Source organism: Mycobacterium neumannii, from assembly GCF_048452905.1.
Lineage (GTDB): Bacteria > Actinomycetota > Actinomycetes > Mycobacteriales > Mycobacteriaceae > Mycobacterium > Mycobacterium neumannii_B.
In genome coordinates, this window is sequence record NZ_JBCGVF010000001.1 from 502,902 (window position 1) to 522,750 (window position 19,849).

The 19,849-nt window shown below is 67.2% G+C and carries 18 protein-coding genes, 1 tRNA gene, 1 other RNA gene and 1 pseudogene; 9 read left to right on the forward strand and 12 right to left on the reverse strand.

The genetic code is table 11. The features are described 5' to 3' along the window. Window positions 1-64 precede the first annotated feature (64 nt). Both AAHH99_RS02425 and AAHH99_RS02430 read left to right on the forward strand, forming a co-directional pair. Window positions 65-1,462, forward strand: a complete 1,398-nt coding sequence (locus tag AAHH99_RS02425) for an FAD-binding oxidoreductase (protein WP_418767236.1) — start codon at window positions 65-67, stop codon at window positions 1,460-1,462. After that, window positions 1,459-2,772, forward strand: coding sequence for a class I SAM-dependent methyltransferase (locus AAHH99_RS02430; RefSeq protein WP_418767237.1), 1,314 nt, complete (start codon window positions 1,459-1,461; stop codon window positions 2,770-2,772). Before AAHH99_RS02425 ends, AAHH99_RS02430 begins: the two co-directional genes overlap by 4 nt. Window positions 2,773-2,786: 14 nt before the next feature. Here the strand turns inward: AAHH99_RS02430 and AAHH99_RS02435 are convergent, their stop codons facing one another. After that, the gene (locus tag AAHH99_RS02435) at window positions 2,787-4,658 is read right to left on the reverse strand and encodes a DNA polymerase III subunits gamma/tau (protein ID WP_418767577.1); all 1,872 of its coding nucleotides are present in this window, start codon (window positions 4,656-4,658) and stop codon (window positions 2,787-2,789) included. Window positions 4,659-4,837: 179 nt separating this feature from the next. Between AAHH99_RS02435 and AAHH99_RS02440 the strand changes: the two are divergent. After that, a pseudogene (locus AAHH99_RS02440) lies at window positions 4,838-5,706 on the forward strand (hypothetical protein). 61 nt (window positions 5,707-5,767) lie between these two features. Here AAHH99_RS02440 and AAHH99_RS02445 read toward each other — a convergent pair. Further along, window positions 5,768-7,048, reverse strand: a complete 1,281-nt coding sequence (locus AAHH99_RS02445; RefSeq protein WP_418767238.1) for an aminotransferase class I/II-fold pyridoxal phosphate-dependent enzyme — start codon at window positions 7,046-7,048, stop codon at window positions 5,768-5,770. Between the two features lie 27 nt (window positions 7,049-7,075). Further along, an RNA gene (gene ffs, locus AAHH99_RS02450) (signal recognition particle sRNA small type) lies at window positions 7,076-7,170 on the reverse strand. Between the two features lie 68 nt (window positions 7,171-7,238). Here ffs and AAHH99_RS02455 point away from each other — a divergent pair. The 3 genes from AAHH99_RS02455 to AAHH99_RS02465 all read left to right on the forward strand — a co-directional run bounded on the left by AAHH99_RS02455 (window position 7,239) and on the right by AAHH99_RS02465 (window position 9,165). Next, a tRNA-Ser gene (locus AAHH99_RS02455) sits at window positions 7,239-7,324 on the forward strand. 85 nt (window positions 7,325-7,409) lie between these two features. Continuing rightward, entirely contained in the window at window positions 7,410-8,120 is a 711-nt protein-coding gene (locus AAHH99_RS02460; RefSeq protein ID WP_418767239.1) for a hypothetical protein, read from the forward strand. Between the two features lie 28 nt (window positions 8,121-8,148). After that, window positions 8,149-9,165, forward strand: a complete 1,017-nt coding sequence (locus tag AAHH99_RS02465; protein ID WP_418767240.1) for a S1C family serine protease — start codon at window positions 8,149-8,151, stop codon at window positions 9,163-9,165. Here the strand turns inward: AAHH99_RS02465 and AAHH99_RS02470 are convergent. Next, window positions 9,162-9,815 (reverse strand): TetR/AcrR family transcriptional regulator, encoded by a 654-nt coding sequence (locus AAHH99_RS02470; RefSeq protein WP_418767241.1) that lies wholly within the window; start codon window positions 9,813-9,815, stop codon window positions 9,162-9,164. The two genes, AAHH99_RS02465 and AAHH99_RS02470, sit on opposite strands and share 4 nt — an antisense overlap. Window positions 9,816-9,903: 88 nt before the next feature. On the opposite strand from AAHH99_RS02470, the gene AAHH99_RS02475 reads away from it, so the two are divergent. Further along, window positions 9,904-10,971, forward strand: a complete 1,068-nt coding sequence (locus tag AAHH99_RS02475; protein WP_418767242.1) for a dihydrodipicolinate reductase — start codon at window positions 9,904-9,906, stop codon at window positions 10,969-10,971. A gap of 4 nt (window positions 10,972-10,975) precedes the next feature. Here the strand turns inward: AAHH99_RS02475 and AAHH99_RS02480 are convergent, their stop codons facing one another. From AAHH99_RS02480 to AAHH99_RS02500, 5 genes are all read right to left on the reverse strand, one after another. Further along, window positions 10,976-11,431: a hypothetical protein gene (locus tag AAHH99_RS02480; RefSeq protein ID WP_418767243.1), complete on the reverse strand. Its 456-nt coding sequence runs from the start codon at window positions 11,429-11,431 to the stop codon at window positions 10,976-10,978. Window positions 11,432-11,493: 62 nt separating this feature from the next. Next, window positions 11,494-12,252, reverse strand: a complete 759-nt coding sequence (locus AAHH99_RS02485) for a superoxide dismutase family protein (RefSeq protein WP_418767244.1) — start codon at window positions 12,250-12,252, stop codon at window positions 11,494-11,496. A gap of 42 nt (window positions 12,253-12,294) precedes the next feature. Next, a complete protein-coding gene (gene ligD, locus AAHH99_RS02490; RefSeq protein WP_418767245.1) occupies window positions 12,295-13,344 on the reverse strand; it encodes a non-homologous end-joining DNA ligase in 1,050 nt (349 codons plus the stop codon). A gap of 1 nt (window position 13,345) precedes the next feature. Next, window positions 13,346-14,398: an ATP-dependent DNA ligase gene (locus AAHH99_RS02495; protein ID WP_418767578.1), complete on the reverse strand. Its 1,053-nt coding sequence runs from the start codon at window positions 14,396-14,398 to the stop codon at window positions 13,346-13,348. 37 nt (window positions 14,399-14,435) lie between these two features. Then, window positions 14,436-15,218 (reverse strand): DUF899 domain-containing protein, encoded by a 783-nt coding sequence (locus tag AAHH99_RS02500; RefSeq protein ID WP_418767246.1) that lies wholly within the window; start codon window positions 15,216-15,218, stop codon window positions 14,436-14,438. Window positions 15,219-15,261: 43 nt separating this feature from the next. Here AAHH99_RS02500 and AAHH99_RS02505 point away from each other — a divergent pair, with 43 nt between their 5' ends. Continuing rightward, the gene (locus tag AAHH99_RS02505) at window positions 15,262-16,326 is read left to right on the forward strand and encodes an ATP-dependent DNA ligase (protein WP_418767247.1); all 1,065 of its coding nucleotides are present in this window, start codon (window positions 15,262-15,264) and stop codon (window positions 16,324-16,326) included. A 57-nt stretch (window positions 16,327-16,383) separates the two neighbouring features. Further along, window positions 16,384-16,809 (forward strand): hypothetical protein, encoded by a 426-nt coding sequence (locus AAHH99_RS02510; protein WP_418767248.1) that lies wholly within the window; start codon window positions 16,384-16,386, stop codon window positions 16,807-16,809. A 12-nt stretch (window positions 16,810-16,821) separates the two neighbouring features. Here AAHH99_RS02510 and AAHH99_RS02515 read toward each other — a convergent pair whose 3' ends face one another. From AAHH99_RS02515 to AAHH99_RS02525, 3 genes are read right to left on the reverse strand one after another with little or no spacing between them, the layout of a single operon-like run. Further along, window positions 16,822-17,340: a DUF3830 family protein gene (locus AAHH99_RS02515; RefSeq protein ID WP_418767249.1), complete on the reverse strand. Its 519-nt coding sequence runs from the start codon at window positions 17,338-17,340 to the stop codon at window positions 16,822-16,824. After that, window positions 17,337-18,740, reverse strand: a complete 1,404-nt coding sequence (locus AAHH99_RS02520) for an amidase (protein WP_418767250.1) — start codon at window positions 18,738-18,740, stop codon at window positions 17,337-17,339. The genes AAHH99_RS02515 and AAHH99_RS02520 overlap by 4 nt, the downstream gene beginning before the upstream one ends. Continuing rightward, a complete protein-coding gene (locus AAHH99_RS02525) occupies window positions 18,737-19,774 on the reverse strand; it encodes a D-2-hydroxyacid dehydrogenase (RefSeq protein WP_418767579.1) in 1,038 nt (345 codons plus the stop codon). The genes AAHH99_RS02520 and AAHH99_RS02525 overlap by 4 nt, the downstream gene beginning before the upstream one ends. Window positions 19,775-19,849 lie beyond the last annotated feature (75 nt).

Below are 19,849 nucleotides of genomic sequence, written 5' to 3' on the forward strand. Positions count from 1 at the left end.
GCACGCTCCTCGGTAGAAGTTCGATGCGGTCGCATCGCCTGCGACCGCGGACTAGCGTATATCCGTGTCTGTTGCCCGAACCGACGCACGTGCTCATGCCGCGGGCGTGCAGCGGCTACTGAAGAGCTATCGTGCGATTCCGCCCGATGCCACCGTTCGCCTGGCCAAACCCACGTCGAACCTGTTCCGCGCGCGGGCCAAAACCACCTCCAAGGGTTTGGATGTCTCGGGGTTGACCGGCGTCATCGCAGTGGACCCCGATGCGCGCACCGCGGATGTGGCCGGGATGTGCACGTACGAAGATCTGGTCGCAGCGACGCTGCCATACGGCTTGTCGCCGTTGGTGGTACCGCAGCTGAAGACGATCACGCTCGGCGGAGCGGTCACCGGTCTCGGCATCGAGTCCACGTCGTTCCGCGACGGCCTGCCACACGAGTCGGTGCTGGAGATGGACATCCTCACCGGCACCGGCGAAGTCGTCACCGCGTCGCCGGAGCAGAACACCGACCTGTTCCGGGCGTTCCCGAATTCGTATGGCACGTTGGGCTATTCGGTTCGGTTGAAGATCGAGCTGGAATCCGTTCAGCCATTCGTCGCACTGCGCCACCTGCGGTTCAACACCATCGAGGACCTCGTCGCCGCGATGGACCGCATCGTCGAGACGCGCGGCTACGACGGAACTCCCGTCGACTACCTGGACGGCGTGGTGTTCTCCGCCGACGAGGCCTACCTGACACTCGGATTCAAGACCACCACACCCGGACCCGTCAGCGACTACACCGGCCAGCAGATCTACTACCGCTCGATACAACACCAGGGCGACGACGGCGCCGAGAAGCACGATCGTCTGACGGTCCACGATTACCTGTGGCGGTGGGACACCGATTGGTTCTGGTGCTCGCGGGCGTTCGGTGTCCAGGATCCGCGGATCCGCCGGTGGTGGCCCCGTCGGTACCGGCGCAGCAGCTTCTACTGGAAGCTGATAGCGCTCGACCAGCGGTTCGACATCGCCGACCGGATCGAGCAGCGCAACAGCCGCCCACCGCGCGAACGCGTCGTACAAGACGTCGAGGTGCCGATCGGACGGGTCGCGGAGTTCCTGCACTGGTTCCTCGGCAACGTTCCGATCGAACCGATCTGGCTGTGCCCGTTGCGACTTCGCGATGACGGCGGAGCAGACGGTGCGTGGCCGCTGTATCCGCTTCGGCCGAACCACACCTATGTCAACGTGGGATTCTGGTCGTCGGTGCCGGTCGGCCCCGGCGAAGGCCATACCAACAGGTTGATCGAACACAAGGTCAGCGAACTCGACGGTCACAAATCGTTGTACTCGGATTCGTATTACAGCCGCGAAGAGTTCGACGATCTGTACGGCGGTGAAACCTACAAGATCGTGAAGAAGGCATACGATCCAGATTCACGGCTGCTCGATCTTTATGCGAAGGCGGTGCAGAGACGATGACGACTTTCAAGGAACACGCGGCACAGGCGCCGGCTGGAAAGCTCACGCTGGCCGAGATTCTGGAAATCTTCGCGGGTGGAAACCTGCCGCTGCGCTTCAGAGCCTACGACGGAAGCACGGCCGGACCCGAGGACGCCCCGCTCGGCCTGGAGTTGCTGACGCCCCGCGGTACCACGTATCTGGCCACTGCGCCTGGGGATCTGGGGCTGGCCCGGGCTTACGTAGCCGGCGATCTGGCCACGCACGGTGTGCATCCCGGTGATCCCTACGAGTTGCTCAGGGCGCTGGCCGACAAGATGGACTTCAGACGTCCGCCGGCACGGGTCCTCGCCCAGATCGTGCGCGCCATCGGCATCGAGCATCTCAAGCCGATCGCGCCGCCGCCGCAGGAGGCGCTGCCGCGGTGGCGTCGGATCGCGGAAGGTCTGCGCCACAGCAAGACTCGTGATGCCGAGGCGATCCATCACCACTACGACGTCTCCAACACGTTCTACGAGTGGGTGCTCGGCCCGTCGATGACCTACACGTGCGCGTGCTATCCGCACAGCGGGTCGACGCTGGAAGAGGCGCAGGAGAACAAGTACCGGTTGGTGTTCGAGAAGCTGCGCCTCAAGCCGGGTGATCGCCTGCTCGACGTGGGCTGCGGGTGGGGCGGCATGGTGCGCTACGCGGCGCGGCACGGGGTCAAGGCGCTCGGGGTCACGCTGTCGAAGGAGCAGGCGTCCTGGGCACGAGAGGCGATCGCTCTCGACGGGCTCGAGGATCTGGCCGAGGTGCGCCACGGCGACTACCGCGATGTGCGTGAGTCCGATTTCGACGCGGTGTCCTCGATCGGGCTGACCGAGCACATCGGCGTGCACAACTATCCGGCCTATTTCGAGTTCCTCCAGTCGAAGATGCGTCACGGCGCGCTGCTGCTCAACCACTGCATCACCCGACCGGACAACCGAACCGGTTCCACCGCAGGCGGTTTCATCGACCGCTATGTCTTTCCCGACGGGGAGCTCACCGGTTCCGGACGCATCATCACCGAAGCGCAGGACGTCGGCCTGGAGGTGGTCCACGAGGAGAACCTGCGTCACCACTACGCGCTGACGCTTCGCGACTGGTGCCGCAACCTGGTGGAACACTGGGACGAGGCCGTGGCCGAGGTCGGGCTGGCGACGGCCAAGGTGTGGGGTCTGTACATGGCCGGCTCGCGCCTGGGCTTCGAGACGAATGTCGTTCAGCTGCACCAGGTCCTGGCGGTCAAGCTGGATCGCGACGGCTACGACGGCGGGCTGCCGCTGCGGCCGTGGTGGACGCCGTAGTCGAGGCCGTAGCTTCAGCCGTCGATACGCCGGGCGCCCAACTCGTTCTGCAGTAGCTCGAGCGCGGCTTCCTCCGGATCGCGACGCGGTGTGTCCGAGGTGTCGGCGCCGGCCTCGGCCAGCATGGCTTCCTCATCGTCGTCGTTGCGGGGCGGCGGGCCGGCCGGGACCGGTTCCGTCGGCGGTGGCGGGGCGGCCGAACCCGCCTCGCAACGGATCTTCCAGTTCACCCCGAGGGCGTCCTTCAACGCTTCGCGGATGACGTCGGCGTTGCGCTGTTCGGTCAGCCGCTTGGCCAGCGGCGCCGAGTCGTGGCTGAGCACCAGCGTGTCACCCTCGACCGCGCGGACGATCGCACCCGACAACATCACCTCGGTGGTGCGGCTGCGCTCACGCACCTTGTCCCGCACCGTCGACCACATGCTGCGCACGGCTGCGGCGTTCGGCTCCCCCGTCACCGCGGCTGGGGGCGGCGCCGCCACCACCGGATCGGACGGCGGACGCACCGGCGGCGGCGAGGGCGGTTTGCTCTCGGCAGCTTGCGCTGTCGGCGTGGGTTCAGGCTTCGGTTCTGCCTTGGGCTGGGGCTCGGGTTGCGGCTCGCTGCGAGACGGCGGCTCGCTGCGAGGCGGCGGCGGCTCGGCGGGCTGCGCTTCGGCCTTACTCCGGCGGGCGTACTGCCGCGGCGGCCCACCCGCCTGAGCCGACTGACCCTCCCCGGCCGGAATCGACATGTCCAACCGGGTCTCGATCCGCTCGATCCGTTGCAGCAGCGCCGATTCCGTGTCACTCGCGGACGGGAGCAGCAGCCGCGCGCACACCACCTCCAGCAGCAGCCGAGGCGCCGTGGCGCCACGCATCTCGCCGAGGCCGGCGTGCACCACCTCGGCGTAACGGGTCAGCGTCGCGGTGCCGATGCGGGTGGCCTGCTCACGCATCCGGTCGAGCACGTCCTCCGGCCCGTCGACGACTCCACGCGCCGCGGCGTCGGGCACCGACTGCAGGATGATCAGGTCACGGAACCGCTCCAACAGGTCGGTCGCGAACCGGCGCGGGTCGTGACCGGCGTCGATCACCGCCTCGACGACCCCGAAGAGTGCCGCGCCGTCGCCGGCGGCCAGCGCGTCGATCGCGTCGTCGATGAGCGCGACGTCCGTCGCACCCAGCAGTGCCAGCGCGCGCGTGTAGTTGACGTGGTTGCCCTCGGCGCCGGCGAGCAACTGGTCGAGCACCGACAGGGTGTCGCGGGGCGACCCGCCGCCTGCGCGGATCACCAGCGGGTACACCGCGTCGTCGACGGTGACGTTCTCCTGCTCGCAGATGCCTTCCAGCAGCGTGCGCATGGTGCGCGGGGCCAGCAGCCGGAACGGGTAGTGGTGTGTGCGCGAGCGGATGGTCGGCAGCACCTTCTCCGGCTCGGTGGTCGCGAACACGAAGATCAGATGTTCGGGCGGTTCCTCGACGATCTTCAGCAGCGCGTTGAAGCCCGCCGTGGTGACCATGTGCGCTTCGTCGACGATGAAGATCCGGTACCTCGACTGCGCGGGCGCGTAGAACGCGCGGTCACGCAACTCGCGGGTGTCGTCCACACCGCCGTGGCTGGCGGCGTCGAGTTCGACGACGTCGACGCTGCCTGGCCCGTTCGGTGCGAGGGCCACGCACGAATCGCACACTCCGCACGGGGTGGCCGTCGGACCCTGCTCACAGTTCAGCGACCGCGCCAGGATGCGCGCCGACGAGGTTTTGCCGCACCCGCGCGGACCGGAGAACAGGTACGCGTGGTTGATCCGGCCCGACGTCAGCGCTGTCGACAGGGGCTCGGTGACATGTTCCTGGCCGACGACTTCGGCGAAGGTCGCGGGCCGGTACTTGCGGTAGAGCGCCACGGTCAGCAGGCTACCGGCGTGGTGTGACGGCTCGACGGGCCACCACTGTGTCGCTGGATTGTGCATCTGACGACGGTTTGGACGCTCTAAGCGTCGTCAGGTTCACAAACGGTGGCGACCCTGTGGATGATTCGCGACCGCAGCCGTGATCCGTCGGTCCCCGCGTGCACCGTACGAGCATGACCGAGCTGCCGTGGCCCTTCGTCGGGAGCGAAGCGTTGGCGACCGGCGCCATCTCCGAGCGCGCGATGTGCCGCCTGTACGCCCCGATGTATCCGGGTGTCTACGTCCCACGCGACGCCACGGTATCGGCGCGCGATCGGGCGCAAGCAGCCTGGCTGTGGTCGAAGCGGCGCGGAATCGTCGCGGGCCTGTCGGCAGCGGCGGTACTGGGCACCAAGTACATCGACGGGTCGGAGCCCGCTGAACTCATCCACGACAACCGCAGGGCGCCAACCAAACTGGTCGTCAGGACAGAACGCGTACTGCCGAACGAACTGCTGACCATGTCTGCGATGCGTGTGACGACTCCGGCTCGCACGGCGTTCGACCTCGGTCGCCATCTCGAAGGCCGGACCGTCGCGGTGCAGCGTCTCGACGCTCTCGCCAACGCCACCGGCCTCAACACGTCGACGTGGAGGCGGTGATTGCCGCGCATGCAGGCGCCCGCGGCCTTCCTCGGCTGAGGCGCGTGCTCCCGCTGATGGACGCCGGTGTGGAATCCCCACAGGAGACTGTGGCCCTGCTGGCGCTGATCGACGCGGGGCTTCCGCCACCGCAGACGCAGGTTGGCGTATTCGACGAGTACAGGCAGTTCCTCGCCCGGCTCGACATGGCGTATGAGGACTTCAAGGTCGGTGTCGAATACGACGGCCCGCAACACTGGATCGATCCGAAGGTGAGGCAGCGCGACATCGACGAACAGTTCGCCTTGACCGAGCTCGGCTGGTCGGTCATCCGGGTCAGCCGAGACCTGCTGCGCTACCGGCGCACCACCTATGTGGCCAGAGTCGAAAGCGCGTTGTGCTCGCGTGGGTGTCGGTTGTGAATCTGACGACCCTTTTTGGCCAATTTCGTCGTCAGATGCGCAAACGGGCCCGGGAGGCCGACTAAGAGCCGTTCAGCAACGACTCGGTCGCCGAGAGCAGTGCGCAGGTCGCCAGACCGTCGATCGCCGCCCGCAGCTCGGGCTCGGGCGGCATGGTCGGCGCGATGCGGATGTTCTTGTCTTCCGGGTCTTTTCGATACGGGAACGTCGCACCCGCCTCCGTCACCGCGATGCCCGCATCCTTGGCGAGCGCGACGGTGCGCTTGGCCGTCCCCGGCAGGACGTCGAGGCTGATGAAGTATCCGCCCTTGGGTTCAGTCCACGACGCGATCTTCGAATCGCCGAACCGCTCGGACAGGATCTCCAACACCGCGGCGAACTTCGGGGCGAGCAGCTCCTGGTGGCGCTGCATCTGCAGACGCACCCCGTCGGCATCGCGGAAGAATCGCAGATGGCGAAGCTGGTTGACCTTGTCCGGCCCGATCGACTTCTTGGCTGCGTGCTGCAGGTACCAGGTGATGTTGCCCAGCGAGGCGCCCAGAAAGCTGACCCCGGCGCCTGCGAAGGTGATCTTCGACGTCGACGCGAACACCAGCGGGCGGTTCCCGTTGCCCGCGGCCTCGGCCAACCCGAGCACGTCGACGTTGCGGACGAAGTCGTGGGTCAAGGTGTGCACCGCGTAGGCGTTGTCCCACATCAACCGGAAATCGTTTGCCGCCGTTCGCATCTGAACCAGCCGACGCGCCGTCTCCCAGGAGAAGGTCACCCCGGTGGGGTTCGAGTACACCGGCACGCACCACATTCCCTTGATGGCGGGATCGGCTGCGACGAGTTCCTCGATGAGGTCGACGTCGGGTCCGTCCTCGAGCATCGGCACGGTGATCATCTCGATGCCGAGGCTCTCGGTGATCGCGAAGTGCCGGTCGTAGCCGGGCGCCGGGCACAGAAACTTCAGGACTGGTTCCTGGGACCACGGCCGCGCCGAGTCCGGGCCGCCGTGCAGCATCGAGAACACGACGACGTCATGCATCAGCTCGAGGCTGGCGTTGTTACCGGCGATCAGGTTCTGCACCGGGATGCCGAGCAGCTCGCCGAAGATCGCGCGCAGTTCGGGCAGCCCGTGCAGACCGCCGTAGTTGCGAACGTCGGTGCCGTCGCCGTCGCGGAAGTCGTCGGAACCAGGCAGCTCGAGCAGCTTGTTGGACAGGTCCAGCTGTGCCGCGGATGGCTTACCCCGGGTCAGGTCGAGTTTAAGCCCCTTGGCCTGCAGTTCAGCGTAGTTGCGCTTCTGCTGCTCGTGTTCTGCGGCGAGTTCGTCCCGGCCGAGCGACAGAAATGACACCGAACGCCTTTCGACTGAATGCGGGAAAGAAGGGGACCCCGCGCACCCGCCAGAGCCCATTGACCCTTGCTGCCTTCCGGCCCTGGGGGAGTTCACAGGATGGACGCCGCGCGGGGTCCACGGCGAGTCTAATACCCGAGCCGGTCGCATCCGGATCGGCTCTGGTCTGAGGTCGGCTACCATGGCCCGCGGAGGATTCGCCTAGTGGCCTATGGCGCTCGCCTGGAACGCGGGTTGGGTTAATAGCCCTCGCGGGTTCAAATCCCGCATCCTCCGCACTCGGCCCGGGGTGCGGCGTGTCGGCAGTTTCGACGGTCATGCCCGGTCGCACCTCGGGACCAAACAATCGTCTAGGAGGAGTATGAGCCGCACTGTCGCGGTGACCTGGCACGCGTTGTTCAGCGTCGTAGCCGGTGTTCTGTACTTCTTCTTCGTCCTGCCCCGGTGGTATGAGCTCTCCGGTGAGATTCCGCACACTTTCGGCACCGTGATGCGCATCGTGTGCGGCGCACTGATCGGGCTCGCCGCGTTGCCGGTGGTGTTCACCCTGCTGCGGACTCGGCGGCCGGAATTCGGCACGCCCAAGATGGCGCTGAGGCTGCGGACCGTGTCGATCGCGCTTCATGTGCTGGCCGGCGTGTTGATCATCGGCGCGGCCGTCAGCGAGATCTGGCTGTCACTCGACAGCGCAGGTAGGTGGCTGTTCGGCATCTACGGCGCCGCCGCAGCAATCGGCCTGCTCGGCGTTTTCGCGTTCTACCTCGCATCGGTCGCCGAGATGCCGCCGCCGCCACCGAAACCGCTGAAGGTCAAGGAGCCGAAGCAGCGCCGCTCTCGCCGCAAGGGCGCGAAAGGCGAAACAGAGGACCAGGCCGAAGACCAGGTCGAGGCTGTCGACGACGCGGAAGACAACGCCGAGGTGGCCGACGAGTCGACCGAGCAGGACGACGCGGACGACGCCGAGACCACCGAAGAAGCCGAATCCGACGACGGCAAACTGCGCAATCGCAGACCCGAATCCGCACGTCGGCGGCGTCGGCGCCTGCGCGGGGGCGTCGCGCTAGACGATTAGTCGTCTCGGCATCGGGCAATATGGGCCTATGGGCAAAATCCCCCTCCGGCGTCCGTTCACGACGCTGCTGATCGCATTGGCCATGGCGTTGGCCGTGGTGGCGCCGGTGTTTCCGGCGGCGGCCGCCCCCGGCGACCCCGTCGCGGCCGCCGCTCAGGTCGAACCGTCCGTGGTCCGGATCGACACCGAGATCGACTATCAGGGCGCATACGGAAACGGCGCCGGATTCGTGATCGATCCCAACGGCCTGGTTCTGACCAACTTCCACGTCGTGTCCGGCGCGGACCGGATCACCGCGAGCGTCGGAGGCCGGTCCTACCCGGCTGAGCTGCTCGGCTACAACCGCAAGCGGGACATCGCGGTGCTGCAGCTGATCGGCGGGATCGGCTTGCCAGTCGCCCCGATCGGTGATTCCGCGCTCCTGGCGGCCGGTGAGCCCGTCGTCGCGCTCGGCAATGCCAACGGGACGAACGGACCGCTGACCCGAGAGGTCGGCACGGTCACCGCATTCGGCCGGACCGTGAACGCCGAGGACTCGCTGACCGGCAGCAAGGACGAACTCGCGGGCCTCTTCGAGTTCGCGGCACCGGTCGTCGCGGGCGACTCGGGCGGTCCCGTGGTCAACGGCGCCGGACAGGTCGTCGGCATCACCACCGCGGCTTCGGTGAACTTCCGGTTCGGCCCGGGCGGCGAGGGCTTCGCGATTCCGATCAACGACGCGTTGCCGATCGCCAACCAGATCCGGTCTCGCGCACCATCTGCCGACGTGCACATCGGCCCGCCGGTGCTGCTCGGGGTCGGGGTGCGTTCGGCGCAACGCGGTCCGGGCGTGCAGATCGCCGATGTGCTGCGCGGTGGGCCCGCCGACCGGGCGGGACTGGCCCCCGGCGACGTGCTCGTCGTGCTCGACGGCGTCCCGTTGGATTCGGCGACGACGCTGACCTACGTGCTGGACCGCCACTATCCCGGCGACGTGGTCGACCTGACGTGGGTCGATCGCGGCGGGCTGGAACGGACCGCCAAGGCCACCCTGACGCCCCTCTAATCGAGGAGTCGTTCCAGGCCGGCGATGAGGACTTCGAGCTCGAAGTCGAACTGGTGCTCGGCGTCGTGGCGCTGGGATTCGGCCGAGGCGAGCACGGCGCGCAGCGCCGGATACGTGTCTTCCGGTTCCCACTCCAGGGCCGCCGACGTCTCGGCACGGTGCCGGTGCATCCCCGACGGCGTCTGCGCGGCGCTGCTGTGGGCCGCCGACTGCGCGATGTTCGACGCCGCGGTCAACCCGTACCGGGCGGTGTCGGGTGCAAAGCCGGCGGTGAGCAAGGCGTCGAGCACTCGGTCGGCGAGCGCCAACGCCGCGGCCGCGCCGATGCCCCGTAATCGGGTGAAGTCCGTGGCGGCGCCAACCTGGGTCAGCCCGTTGCGAAACGCGACGGTGTAGGCGCGCAGAACCGCCCGCCAGTCGTCGCCGTCGGGCAACTCGACGCTGGTGAGCTCGCGTTCGAACAGATCGGTCACCACCAGCGTCAGCAGGCCCTCCCGGTCGCCGACGTAGTAGTGCAGGGCCTTGCGGCTGACATTGAGCGCATCGGCGACCGCCTGCATCGTCAGGTCCCCGCTCGCCACGTCCCGGGCCGCAGCGACGATCTGGTCGCGGCTGATCCGGGGCGGGCGACCCCTTGTCCGGCCGCTCATCACGATCAGACTAGGGCCTTGCGAGGCAATTTTTCACCGCCCGGTAAAAACACCCGCGCGAAGCGCCGGGCTTTCCTATGCTGTGCGGGTGCCAAACACTCCCTATCGCGTCGTGCAGTGGACCACCGGCAATGTCGGTAAGAGCTCGGTCCAGGCGATCGCCACGAACCCGAACTACGAACTCGTCGGCGTCTACGCGTGGTCGCAGGACAAGACCGGCCGCGACGCCGGAGAGCTCGCCGACATCGCGCCCCTCGGCGTGAAGGCCACCGACGACGTCGACGCCCTGCTCGCCCTGAAGCCCGACGTCGTGGTCTACAACCCGATGTGGATCGACGTCGACGAACTGGTGCGCATTCTCGAGGCAGGCGTCAACGTGGTGTCGTCGGCGTCCTTCATCACCGGGCATAACCTCGGTGAGGGCCGGGACAGGCTCGAAGAGGCGTGCAAGCGCGGCGGTTCGACACTCTTCGGGTCCGGGATCAGCCCCGGCTTCGCGGAACTGCTCGCCATCGTGGCCGCAACGGGCTGCGACCGGGTCGACAAGATCACCATCGCCGAGTCCGCAGACACCACGCTCTACGACTCCCCCGACACCGAGCGGCCCGTCGGGTTCGGCACCGCGATCGACGATCCGCACCTGCAGCCGATGGCCTCGAAAGGCACAGCGGTGTTCGCCGAGGCGGTCCGCCTGGTCGCCGACTCGATCGGTGTGGAGCTCGACGAGATCAAGTGTGTCCCCGAATATGCTCAGACCACAGAGGATCTGGTGATGGCGTCATGGACCATCCCAGCCGGGCATGTGGCGGGCGTGTACGCCAGCTGGCAGGGGATCGTCGACGGCAAGACGGTGGTCGACATCAACGTCCGGTGGAAGAAGGGCACCACGCTCGACCCGGACTGGCAGATGGACGCCGAGGGCTGGAAGATCACGATCGACGGCCGGCCGACGGTCACCATGCAGGTCGGTTTCCTGCCCCCGCAGGACATGATCGAGAACGCCAAGTCCATCGAGGACTTCTTCGTGCTCGGCCACATCATGACCGCCATGCCCCCGATCCATGCGATCCCGGCGGTGGTGGCGGCGCCTCCCGGCATCGCCACCTACAACGACCTACCGCTGCCGCAGGCGCGCGGCGTCGGGCCCCGGCGATAACGGCTCAGCCGTCCACCTGAAGAACGTTGGCCCTGAGTTGGGCCGACGGCGGACCTTCCAGGACGACGTCCTGCAGAATCTGGGCCTGGCCGTTCTCCACGGTGAACTCACCCTTATGCGGTGCGTCGCCGCCGACCACCTCATAGAAGACGGTGAACGGGGTCTTCGGGAGAGGATGCATGCCAATGTATTTCGGCTCGATCGAATACTTGTAGAAGCATCCGGGAGCGCCGGGTGCGCAGTGCTGGTCGGTGACGACGACGTTGATCGTGAACTCGAACGGCGTCGGGACCTTAGGCGGTGGAGCCTGTGTCGCACGCTGCGCTGAGGCAGCTTGTGTCTGCTTGGCCTCCTTGACCGACCCGAGGACCATCACGGCTGCCACTCCGACACCACTGCCCACGAGGGCGAACAGAGCCAGACCCGCCAGCCATCTACGAACGGTCGTCGAAACGCGCATGCGAACAGCAGACCCGGTTCAGAGTCCGATCGGCGGTATTTCGGCGTGCCGAGCGAGTCGTGTCAGCCCCCGGGCGGTGGAGCCACCGTGGTGGTTGTCGGTGAGGGGGTCTCGGTCACGGTGTTCGTCTCGGTCGGCGGGGTCGTGGTGGCCGGAGACTCGGCCGGTGGAGTGGTCGTGGCCGGTGCTTCCGTGGTGGTCGTCGCCGGCGGTGGAGGCGCAACCGCGGTCGTGGTGACGACGGTCGTCTGCGTCTCGACGGAAGTGGTTTCGGCGGTTCCCGGGCTGAGAACACCGCACGCGATACGCCGATCGGCAGCGGCCGGGTCCTCCATGATTGCGCTCTCGTGCAGCACGATCGAGGACCCTTGCGGGGTCGTGAGCTGCTCCTCGGTGAACGCGTCGCTGGTCGCGACCAGCTTGCCCGCGCCGTTGGACCGCACCAGCAGGGGCGGCAGATCGCCACTGGCGGGCATGCCCGTGTGGCCGGGCGCCTGGAAGTGCTCGCCCGCGGATGCGAAGCCGTCGCCGGCCTCGCAGACGCCGATCTGATGGATGTGCATGCTGTGGAAGCCCGGCGACAGGATGCCGTCCTCGACGGTTTCGACGGTCACCGTGGCGTACCCGTCCGAGAAGTCGATGTTGGCATCGGCGACGTGCCTGCCGTCAACCGTGTTGATCTGGGTGGTCAACCCCTGGGCGCTGGCCGAGTCCGTCGTCGTGGTGGTGGTCGTGGTGGTGGCTGAATCGTCGGACGCTTGATTGGAACAGCCGACCGCAACCGCGAGGACACCCAAAGCAACACTGACTTGTTTGATCATGAACACCCCGTACCCGTGTGACGCGCCACACAAACCGCGCACTCAACTATTGACCGGATTGCCGTCTTCGTCCCAGTTGGCCGCGACCATCTTGCTCGGCTGCACCCGCGGCGGTTCCCCGGGCATCTTCGGGTAGCTCGGTGGGTACGGCAGGTCGCCCAGCCCGCGCTCCTCGTCGGCCTTGACCATGTCCAGCAGCTTCTTGACCGACTGCGGCTTGCGATCGATGTCAGCCCACGGATCCGGCCGTCCCGCAACGAACTCGGGCACGGATGAGATCGTGTAGTCGTCGGGGTCGGCGGTGCGAAGCTCGTCCCAGGTCAACGGAGTGGACACGGTGGCGATGGGGGTCTTGCGCGCCGAGTACGGCGAAGCGAAGGTTCGGTCCCTCGCATTCTGGTTGTAGTCGATGAAAATGCGCTTACCTCGCTCTTCCTTCCACCACGAGGTGGTCACCGCGTCGGGCGCCCGGCGTTCGACCTCGCGGGCCAGCGCGATTCCCGCACGACGCACGTCGATGAAGTCCCAATCGGTCTTGATCCGAAGAAAGACATGCACACCGCGCCCGCCCGATGTCTTCGGATAACCGATCAAACCCAACTCGTCGAGCAACGGTTTGAGCACATCGACCGCGACGGAGCTGGCGTCGGCGAACCCCGTTCCCGGCTGCGGGTCCAGGTCGATGCGCAGCTCGTCGGGATGCTCGGTGTCGGGGCACCTCACCTGCCACGGGTGCAGGGTGATCGAGCCCATCTGGGCCGCCCATGCGATCGCCGACGCGTGGGTGACCTTCAGCGCGTCGGCGGTGCGACCGGATGGAAAGGTGACGGTGCAGGTTTCGACGTAGTCGGGATGCTTCTGCGGTACCCGCTTCTGGTAGATCTCCTCGCCGTCGATGCCGTCGGGAAACCGTTGCAGGTGCACCGGCCGGTCGCGCAGCAGCGCCACCATCGGTTCGGCGACCGACAGGTAGTAATCGAAGAGCTTGCCCTTGGTGCCATCCTTGCCCAGCTTCGGGAAGTACACCTTGTCGCGGTTGGTCAGCCGCACCTTCGTGCCGTCGACGTCGACTTCCTCTGCGGCTTTTCCCATCTCAGGACTCCAGTACGTCGTACAGATCGTAGGTGAGCGGAACGTCGAGCTGGTCGAAGGTGCAGCTCTTCGGTTCGCGGTCGGGCCGCCAGCGCCGGAACTTCACCGCGTGCCGGAAGCGTTGGGCGGTACCGCCGTTACCCTCCATCTGGTCGTAGGCGACCTCGCAGACCTTCTCCGGCCGGATGGGGACCCAGCGCTTGTCCGCGGCCGCGTTCCAGCGGCTTGGGTCGCCTTCGCGCATCTCGTCACCCTCACGAAGTGGCTTCAGCTCGGCCAACAGCTTGATCCGGTCCTTGGCCGTGAAAGCCGCTGCGCCACCGACCATCTGCAGTTCTCCGTCGTCGCGGTACAGGCCGAGCAGGATGGAGCCGATACCCTCGCCGCTTTTGTGGATGCGATAACCCATCGCCACACAATCGGCGTCACGGGCGTGTTTGACCTTCACCATCTCCCGCTTGCCCGGTAAATACGGCCCGTCGAGACGTTTGGCGATCACGCCGTCGAGGCCGGCCCCCTCGAACTCCTCGAGCCACTGCACGCCGAGTTCGGGGTCTTCGGTGGTGCGGGTGACGTGACACCACTGCTTCTCGTTCACCGCGTCGCGCAGTGCTTCGCGGCGAACCCGGAAGGGTTGCTTCATCAGCGAGTCACCACCGGCGGCCAGCGCGTCGAAGCCGATGAAGTGGGCGGGCGTCTGCTCCGACAGCATTTTGATGCGGCTGGCGGCGGGGTGGATGCGCTGGCTCAGCGACTCCCAATCGAGGCGGGTGCGGCCACCGAACTCGCGGGGGACGACGATCTCGCCGTCCAGCACACACCGCGGTGCCAGCTCGTCACGGACGGCCTCGACGACGTCGGGGAAATACCGGCCGAGGTCCTTACCGCTACGGGAGAGCAATACGACCTTGTCACCGTCGCGGAAGACCAGGGCACGGAAACCGTCCCACTTCGGCTCGTACGACCACACGCCTGCCTCAGGCGGGACCTTCGCCTGGGCCTTGGCCAGCATCGGCTCCAGCGGCGGCAGCACGGGGAGGTCCACCCGGCCCATTATTGCGTCCACGCCGAGCTCCAAGGGTGTTGGCGGACTAATTGGCGGGCCGCCCCGCTGCTATCCGACCGTAGGCATCGTGGAGGCGCCACCAGTCATACGGGGGACCCTGCGGTCGCCCGGACGGGACATCCTGCCAGTGTTCTTGTCGTCCAAGAGGCGTGATGTCCAGGAACGACCAGACCGGCCCTATCTCCTCGATGCCGCGTCCGTTGACGAAGTACGTGCGGTAAGCACGGTCGCCGTCGCGGATGAAGACGTTGAGGCCGAACATCTCCTCGCCGCCGAAGTCCCGAGAGAATTCGTCTCCGACGAGAGTGAAGAACGAGAGCCGTTGCCAGCCCATCCGCGCTTTGAGCTCGGCGATGCGCTCCGGCGATGCGGCCGTGACAAACACCAGGCTGGTGTCACGCGCGGCGAGGTGCGCCGGGTGCACCACGGTGTCGGCGAACAGTGAGCAGCCCGAGCATGCGCCATCGGGCCAGTTCTCGACATCGGGGGCGTAGAAGAAGCGGTATACGACCAGCTGCCGCCGTCCGGCGAACAAGCCCAAGAGGTCGACTTCGCCGTCGGTTCCCGCGAAGCGGTAGTCCGTGCGCACTTCCGTCATGGGCATCCGCCGGCGCTGCGCGGCGAGCCGGTCCCGCTCCTTCATCAACGCCTTCTCTTCGGCCAGCAGCCCTTGACGGGCCGCCTGCCATTCGTCGTGCGAGACGATGTCGGGCAGCGCGATATCCGACTGCTCCGTCGATGGTGCCGGGATAGCCGGGCCTTCCTGCTTCGCCGTATCGCGGTCCATACCCATGTAGACCGCCCGCATTCGGCAATGTCATCGCCAGGTCACGGCCTGCGACAATGGCCTCATGCAGCTGCCCGTGATGCCGCCGGTGTCGCCGATGCTGGCGAAATCGGTGGTGTCGATCCCGCAGGACGCGTCGTACGAACCGAAGTGGGACGGCTTCCGGTCGATCTGCTTCCGCGACGGCGACGAGGTCGAACTCGGCAGCCGCAACGAGCGGCCGATGACCCGCTACTTTCCCGAACTGGTGAAGGCCGCCACAGCTGAGCTACCCGAACGGTGCGTCGTCGACGGCGAGATCATCGTCGCCTCCGACGGTGGGCTCGACTTCGAAGCGCTGCAGCAGCGCATCCACCCCGCCGACTCACGGGTCCGGATGCTGGCCGAAAAGACGCCTGCGTCCTTCATCGCATTCGACCTGCTCGCACTCGACGACATCGATTACACGCAAAGGCCTTTCAGCGAACGCCGCGCCGCGCTCGTGGGCGCTCTCGCCAATGCCGGTCCGAAATTCCACGTCACGCCGGTGACGACGGATCTCGCGACCGCGCAACGCTGGTTCGACGAGTTCGAGGGTGCCGGCCTCGACGGCGTCATCGCCAAGCCGTTGTCGCTGACCTATCAACCGGACAAGCGCGTGATGTTCAAGATCAAGCATCAACGCACCGCAGACTGCGTCGTCGCCGGGTACCGCCTCCACAAGTCCGGTGACGATGCGATCGGGTCCCTGCTTCTCGGGCTGTACAAGGACGACGGCACGTTGGCGTCCGTCGGTGTGATCGGCGCCTTCCCGATGGCCCGGCGTCGCGAACTCTTCACCGAATTGCAGCCGCTGGTCACCACGTTCGACAACCATCCGTGGAACTGGGCGGCGCACATGATCGGTGAGCGGACCCCGCGCCGCAACGAGGGATCGCGCTGGAACGCCGGCAAGGACCTCTCGTTCGTACCGTTGCGTCCCGAGCGGGTGGTCGAGGTGCGCTACGACCACATGGAGGGGGAGCGCTTTCGCCACACCGCGCAGTTCAACCGGTGGCGCCCCGACCGCGATCCCCGTTCGTGCACGTTCGACCAACTCGAGCAGCCGGTCACCTTCAAGCTGGGCGACATCGTTCCCGGCCTCGGCTGATCGGGAACTTTCGCCAACTCGGCGGTGCCCGTACGCCTGACGTGTGATGCTGCCTAAATGGCGATCACACGCGCGACGGCGGCGGCGGTGATGCTCATCGGAGCCGCAATCGGATCGGCGGGACCGGCATGGGCGGACGGGCGGCTCGAAGGCGAGTACCGGCTCGTCAACGGGGCCACCTCGAACACGTGGTCGATCACCACGCAGTGCAACTCCGAAGGATACTGCGGTGGAACGATTTCGAGCTCAACCGGGCTGATCGCGCAGATCAGTAGGCAGGGCGACGGCCCGTGGACCGTCGAACGCCACGACGTCTACAACGCACGCCCGTGCGCCGACGGCAGCACCGGCCCGGCCGACGTGACCTACGAGTTCGATCCGGCGACCTTGGCGGGCAACCTTCGCTACAGCTGGAAACCCGGGACGTGCAACGACCCCAATCCCGGCCAGAGCGAACACCCGATCAGCCTTCAGCCGCTGTAGCCAGTCGGCGCGTCAATCCTGCGTCGCACGTTGGAAACTCAGCGTTTCACCGCGCACGCCACCCATCCACAGGTCCTGACAGGCCTCGGCCATCTCGTCGAGCCCATCGATGATCGCCCCGAACACATTGCCCGGGACCCAGCCCTGGTCGCCGTTGATCAGCAGGTTGTTGCGGCCGTAGAACAGCGCCAGGTCGACAATCGCGCCGGTGGTGCCGGTGCCGGTGGTGTTCTCGTAGCCGTAGGCGGGGTTGCCCAGTTGATCGGAGTCGAACGAGAACCAGCACAGGTCACCGGGGATCGGCGTCACCGTGGTGTTCTCCCTACCCGGGTCCTCGGCCGCGAATTCCGGTAGCAGCGTGTATATCTCGTTGCGGGCGTACTTGCCGTGGAACACCTGTGACGACAGCACGCGCCCGTCAGATAAGGCGTCCCACACCGCCGCGCAGGTGCGTGGCGCCGCGTCGTCGAGCATGCGGGCAACGCAGCTGACGCCGCGCTTGTCGAGGGACACGGTGATCAGCCTGCTCATCGAACTCCTTGTGTCGTCAACGCCGGCGTGCGCCGGTTCCAGTCGGTGGCCATCTCGTGGGCGCGGCCCACCCGCAACACCAACGCATCCGCGTGCCGGGGGCCGACGATCTGCAACCCGATCGGCAGGCCCGCCGCGGTGAATCCGCACGGAACGCTCAACGCCGGCTGCTGAGTCATGTTGAACGGGTAGGTGTATGGCGTCCAACTCGCCCAGTAGTGAGACCGCCAGCCATCGGGCACGTCGCGACCGACGCTGAACGCAGGCAGCGGAAGCGTCGGCGTGACCAGCACGTCGTAGGTTTCATGGAACCGGCCCATCGTCTGTCCCAGTTGCATGCGCACGGCCGTCGCGTCGAGGTAGTCCGACGCCGAGAACGACGCACCCACCGCAGCTATCCGGCGCAACCCCGCATCCACCCGGTCGTCGACCGCTTCGCCGTACGCCTCCAACACCTTTGCCGCGCCGGCGAACCACAGGACGTGGAAGGCCTCGATCGGGTCACCGAACCCGGGGTCGACCTCCTCGACCCGGGCACCCGCATCGGCCAGCACCGCCACCGCGGCCCGAACGGCGGCTTCGACCTCCGGATCGTTGCGCACGTAGCCGAGCCGCGGTGAGAACGCCACCCGCAGGCCCGCGATGCCGTCGTCGAGCCCGGTCAGGAACGACTCACGTGGCGTCGGCATCGCCGACCAGTCCCGGGCATCGAATCCGGTGATCACGTCCATCAGCGCGGCGGTGTCGACGACCGTCCGCGTCATCGGGCCCGGGTGCGCCAGCGTGCCGAACGGGCTCGGCGGATAGTGGGGTATCAGGCCGTAGGTCGGCTTGAGCGCGACGGTTCCGGTGAACGCCGCCGGAATCCGCACCGATCCCCCCGCGTCAGTGCCGACCGACCACACCCCCATGCCGAGGCCGACCGCCGCAGCGCTGCCGCCGCTCGAACCGCCCGCCGTCTTGGTGGGGTCCCACGGATTGCCGGTCGGACCGAAGCGCGGTGAGTCGGTGACGCCTTTCCACGAATACTCCGGTGTCGTGGTCTTGCCGAGCAGTACGGCTCCGGTCTCCCGAAGCCGCGCCGTGCAGGGCGCGTCCTCGTTCCACGGTCCCGGCTCGTCGATGAGCCAGCTACCCCGAAGCGTCGGCCATCCCCTCGTCCATAGCGCATCCTTGATCGACGTCGGCACGCCGTCCCCGGGCCCGAGCGGCTGCCCGGCGTGCCAGCGCGCCTCCGACGCGCGCGCCGCGGCCAACGCCCCCTCGGGGTCGACGAGCACGAAGGCGTTGACCGCACCGTCGTACGCGTCGATCGCGGCCAGCGCCTCCTGCGTGGCCTCGACCGGAGAGAGGGTCTTGGCGCGGTAGCCCTGGACCAGTTCGGCGGCGGTCGGGATCATCGCGAGCCCCGCCCGGACGTCGCGGGCTCCCCGCCTCCGCCCGGTACGTAGCCGAGTTTCTTGTCCACCACGTTCACCAATGGCCCGCCGGCCAGCCAGCGACCAGCGTTGTCCGCGAATTGCTCGGCAAGGGCTTCGCGCCAGCCCACCACGTCGCCGGCCATGTGTGCGGTGATCGTCACGTTGGGAGCGTCCCACAGCGGATGGTCGGGCGGCAGCGGTTCGGTGTCGAACACGTCCAGCGTCGCACCGCCAATCCGGTTGTCGCGCAATGCAGATAGCAACGCCGACTCGTCCACCAGCGGACCGCGGCCGATGTTGACCAGATGCGCGTCGGGCTTCATCGCCGCCAGCACCGAGGCTTCCACCAGCCCGCGCGTCGAGTTCGTCAGCGGCGCGGCGAGCACCAGGTGGTCGCACCAGCCGACCTCATCGGCCAAGTCCGCGCTGGCCACCACGTCGCCGAAGTCGGGGTCGTCCGTCCTTGCGACACGGCCCGCCCCGCGTACCTGCATGCCCACGGCCCGCAGCAGTCGCGCGATCTCCCGGCCGATGCCGCCCGTGCCGACGACGAGCGCACGGGCCCGGGCGATGGCACGGGTCTCGCGGTGCTGCCACCGGTGCTCACGTTGCAGCACCAAGCTGGTGCGGCTGTCCTTGGCGTGGGCGAGGACCGCGCCCAGCACGTACTCGGCGATCGGGCGGTCGAACACGCCGCGGGCGTTGGTCACCACCACGTCGGAGACGCGCAGTTCGTCGAACAGCAGCGTGTCGACGCCCGCCGCGGTGACGTGGATCCACTCCAACTCGCCGGCGTCCTGCCACACGTCGCGCACCGCGGTCGAGAAGAAGTCCCAGAGCAGCAGCGCGCGGGCGCCGCGAACCGCGTCGGCGAGGTCGTCGGCGGTGCAGTAGCGCAAGTCGACGTCGAGTCCGTCGAGGCCCGGCGGGCGGTCAGTGGGCTTCTTGCACAGGACAGCGACGACTGATCGCGCGGAATCACCTCTGACCTGCGACGACGGCACGTTTTGCACGCTCTCGCGGGGGCCTGGCACGACCCGAGGCTAGGGACACGCCGTAGGATTGTCAACAATCTGTTGCTGGTTTGG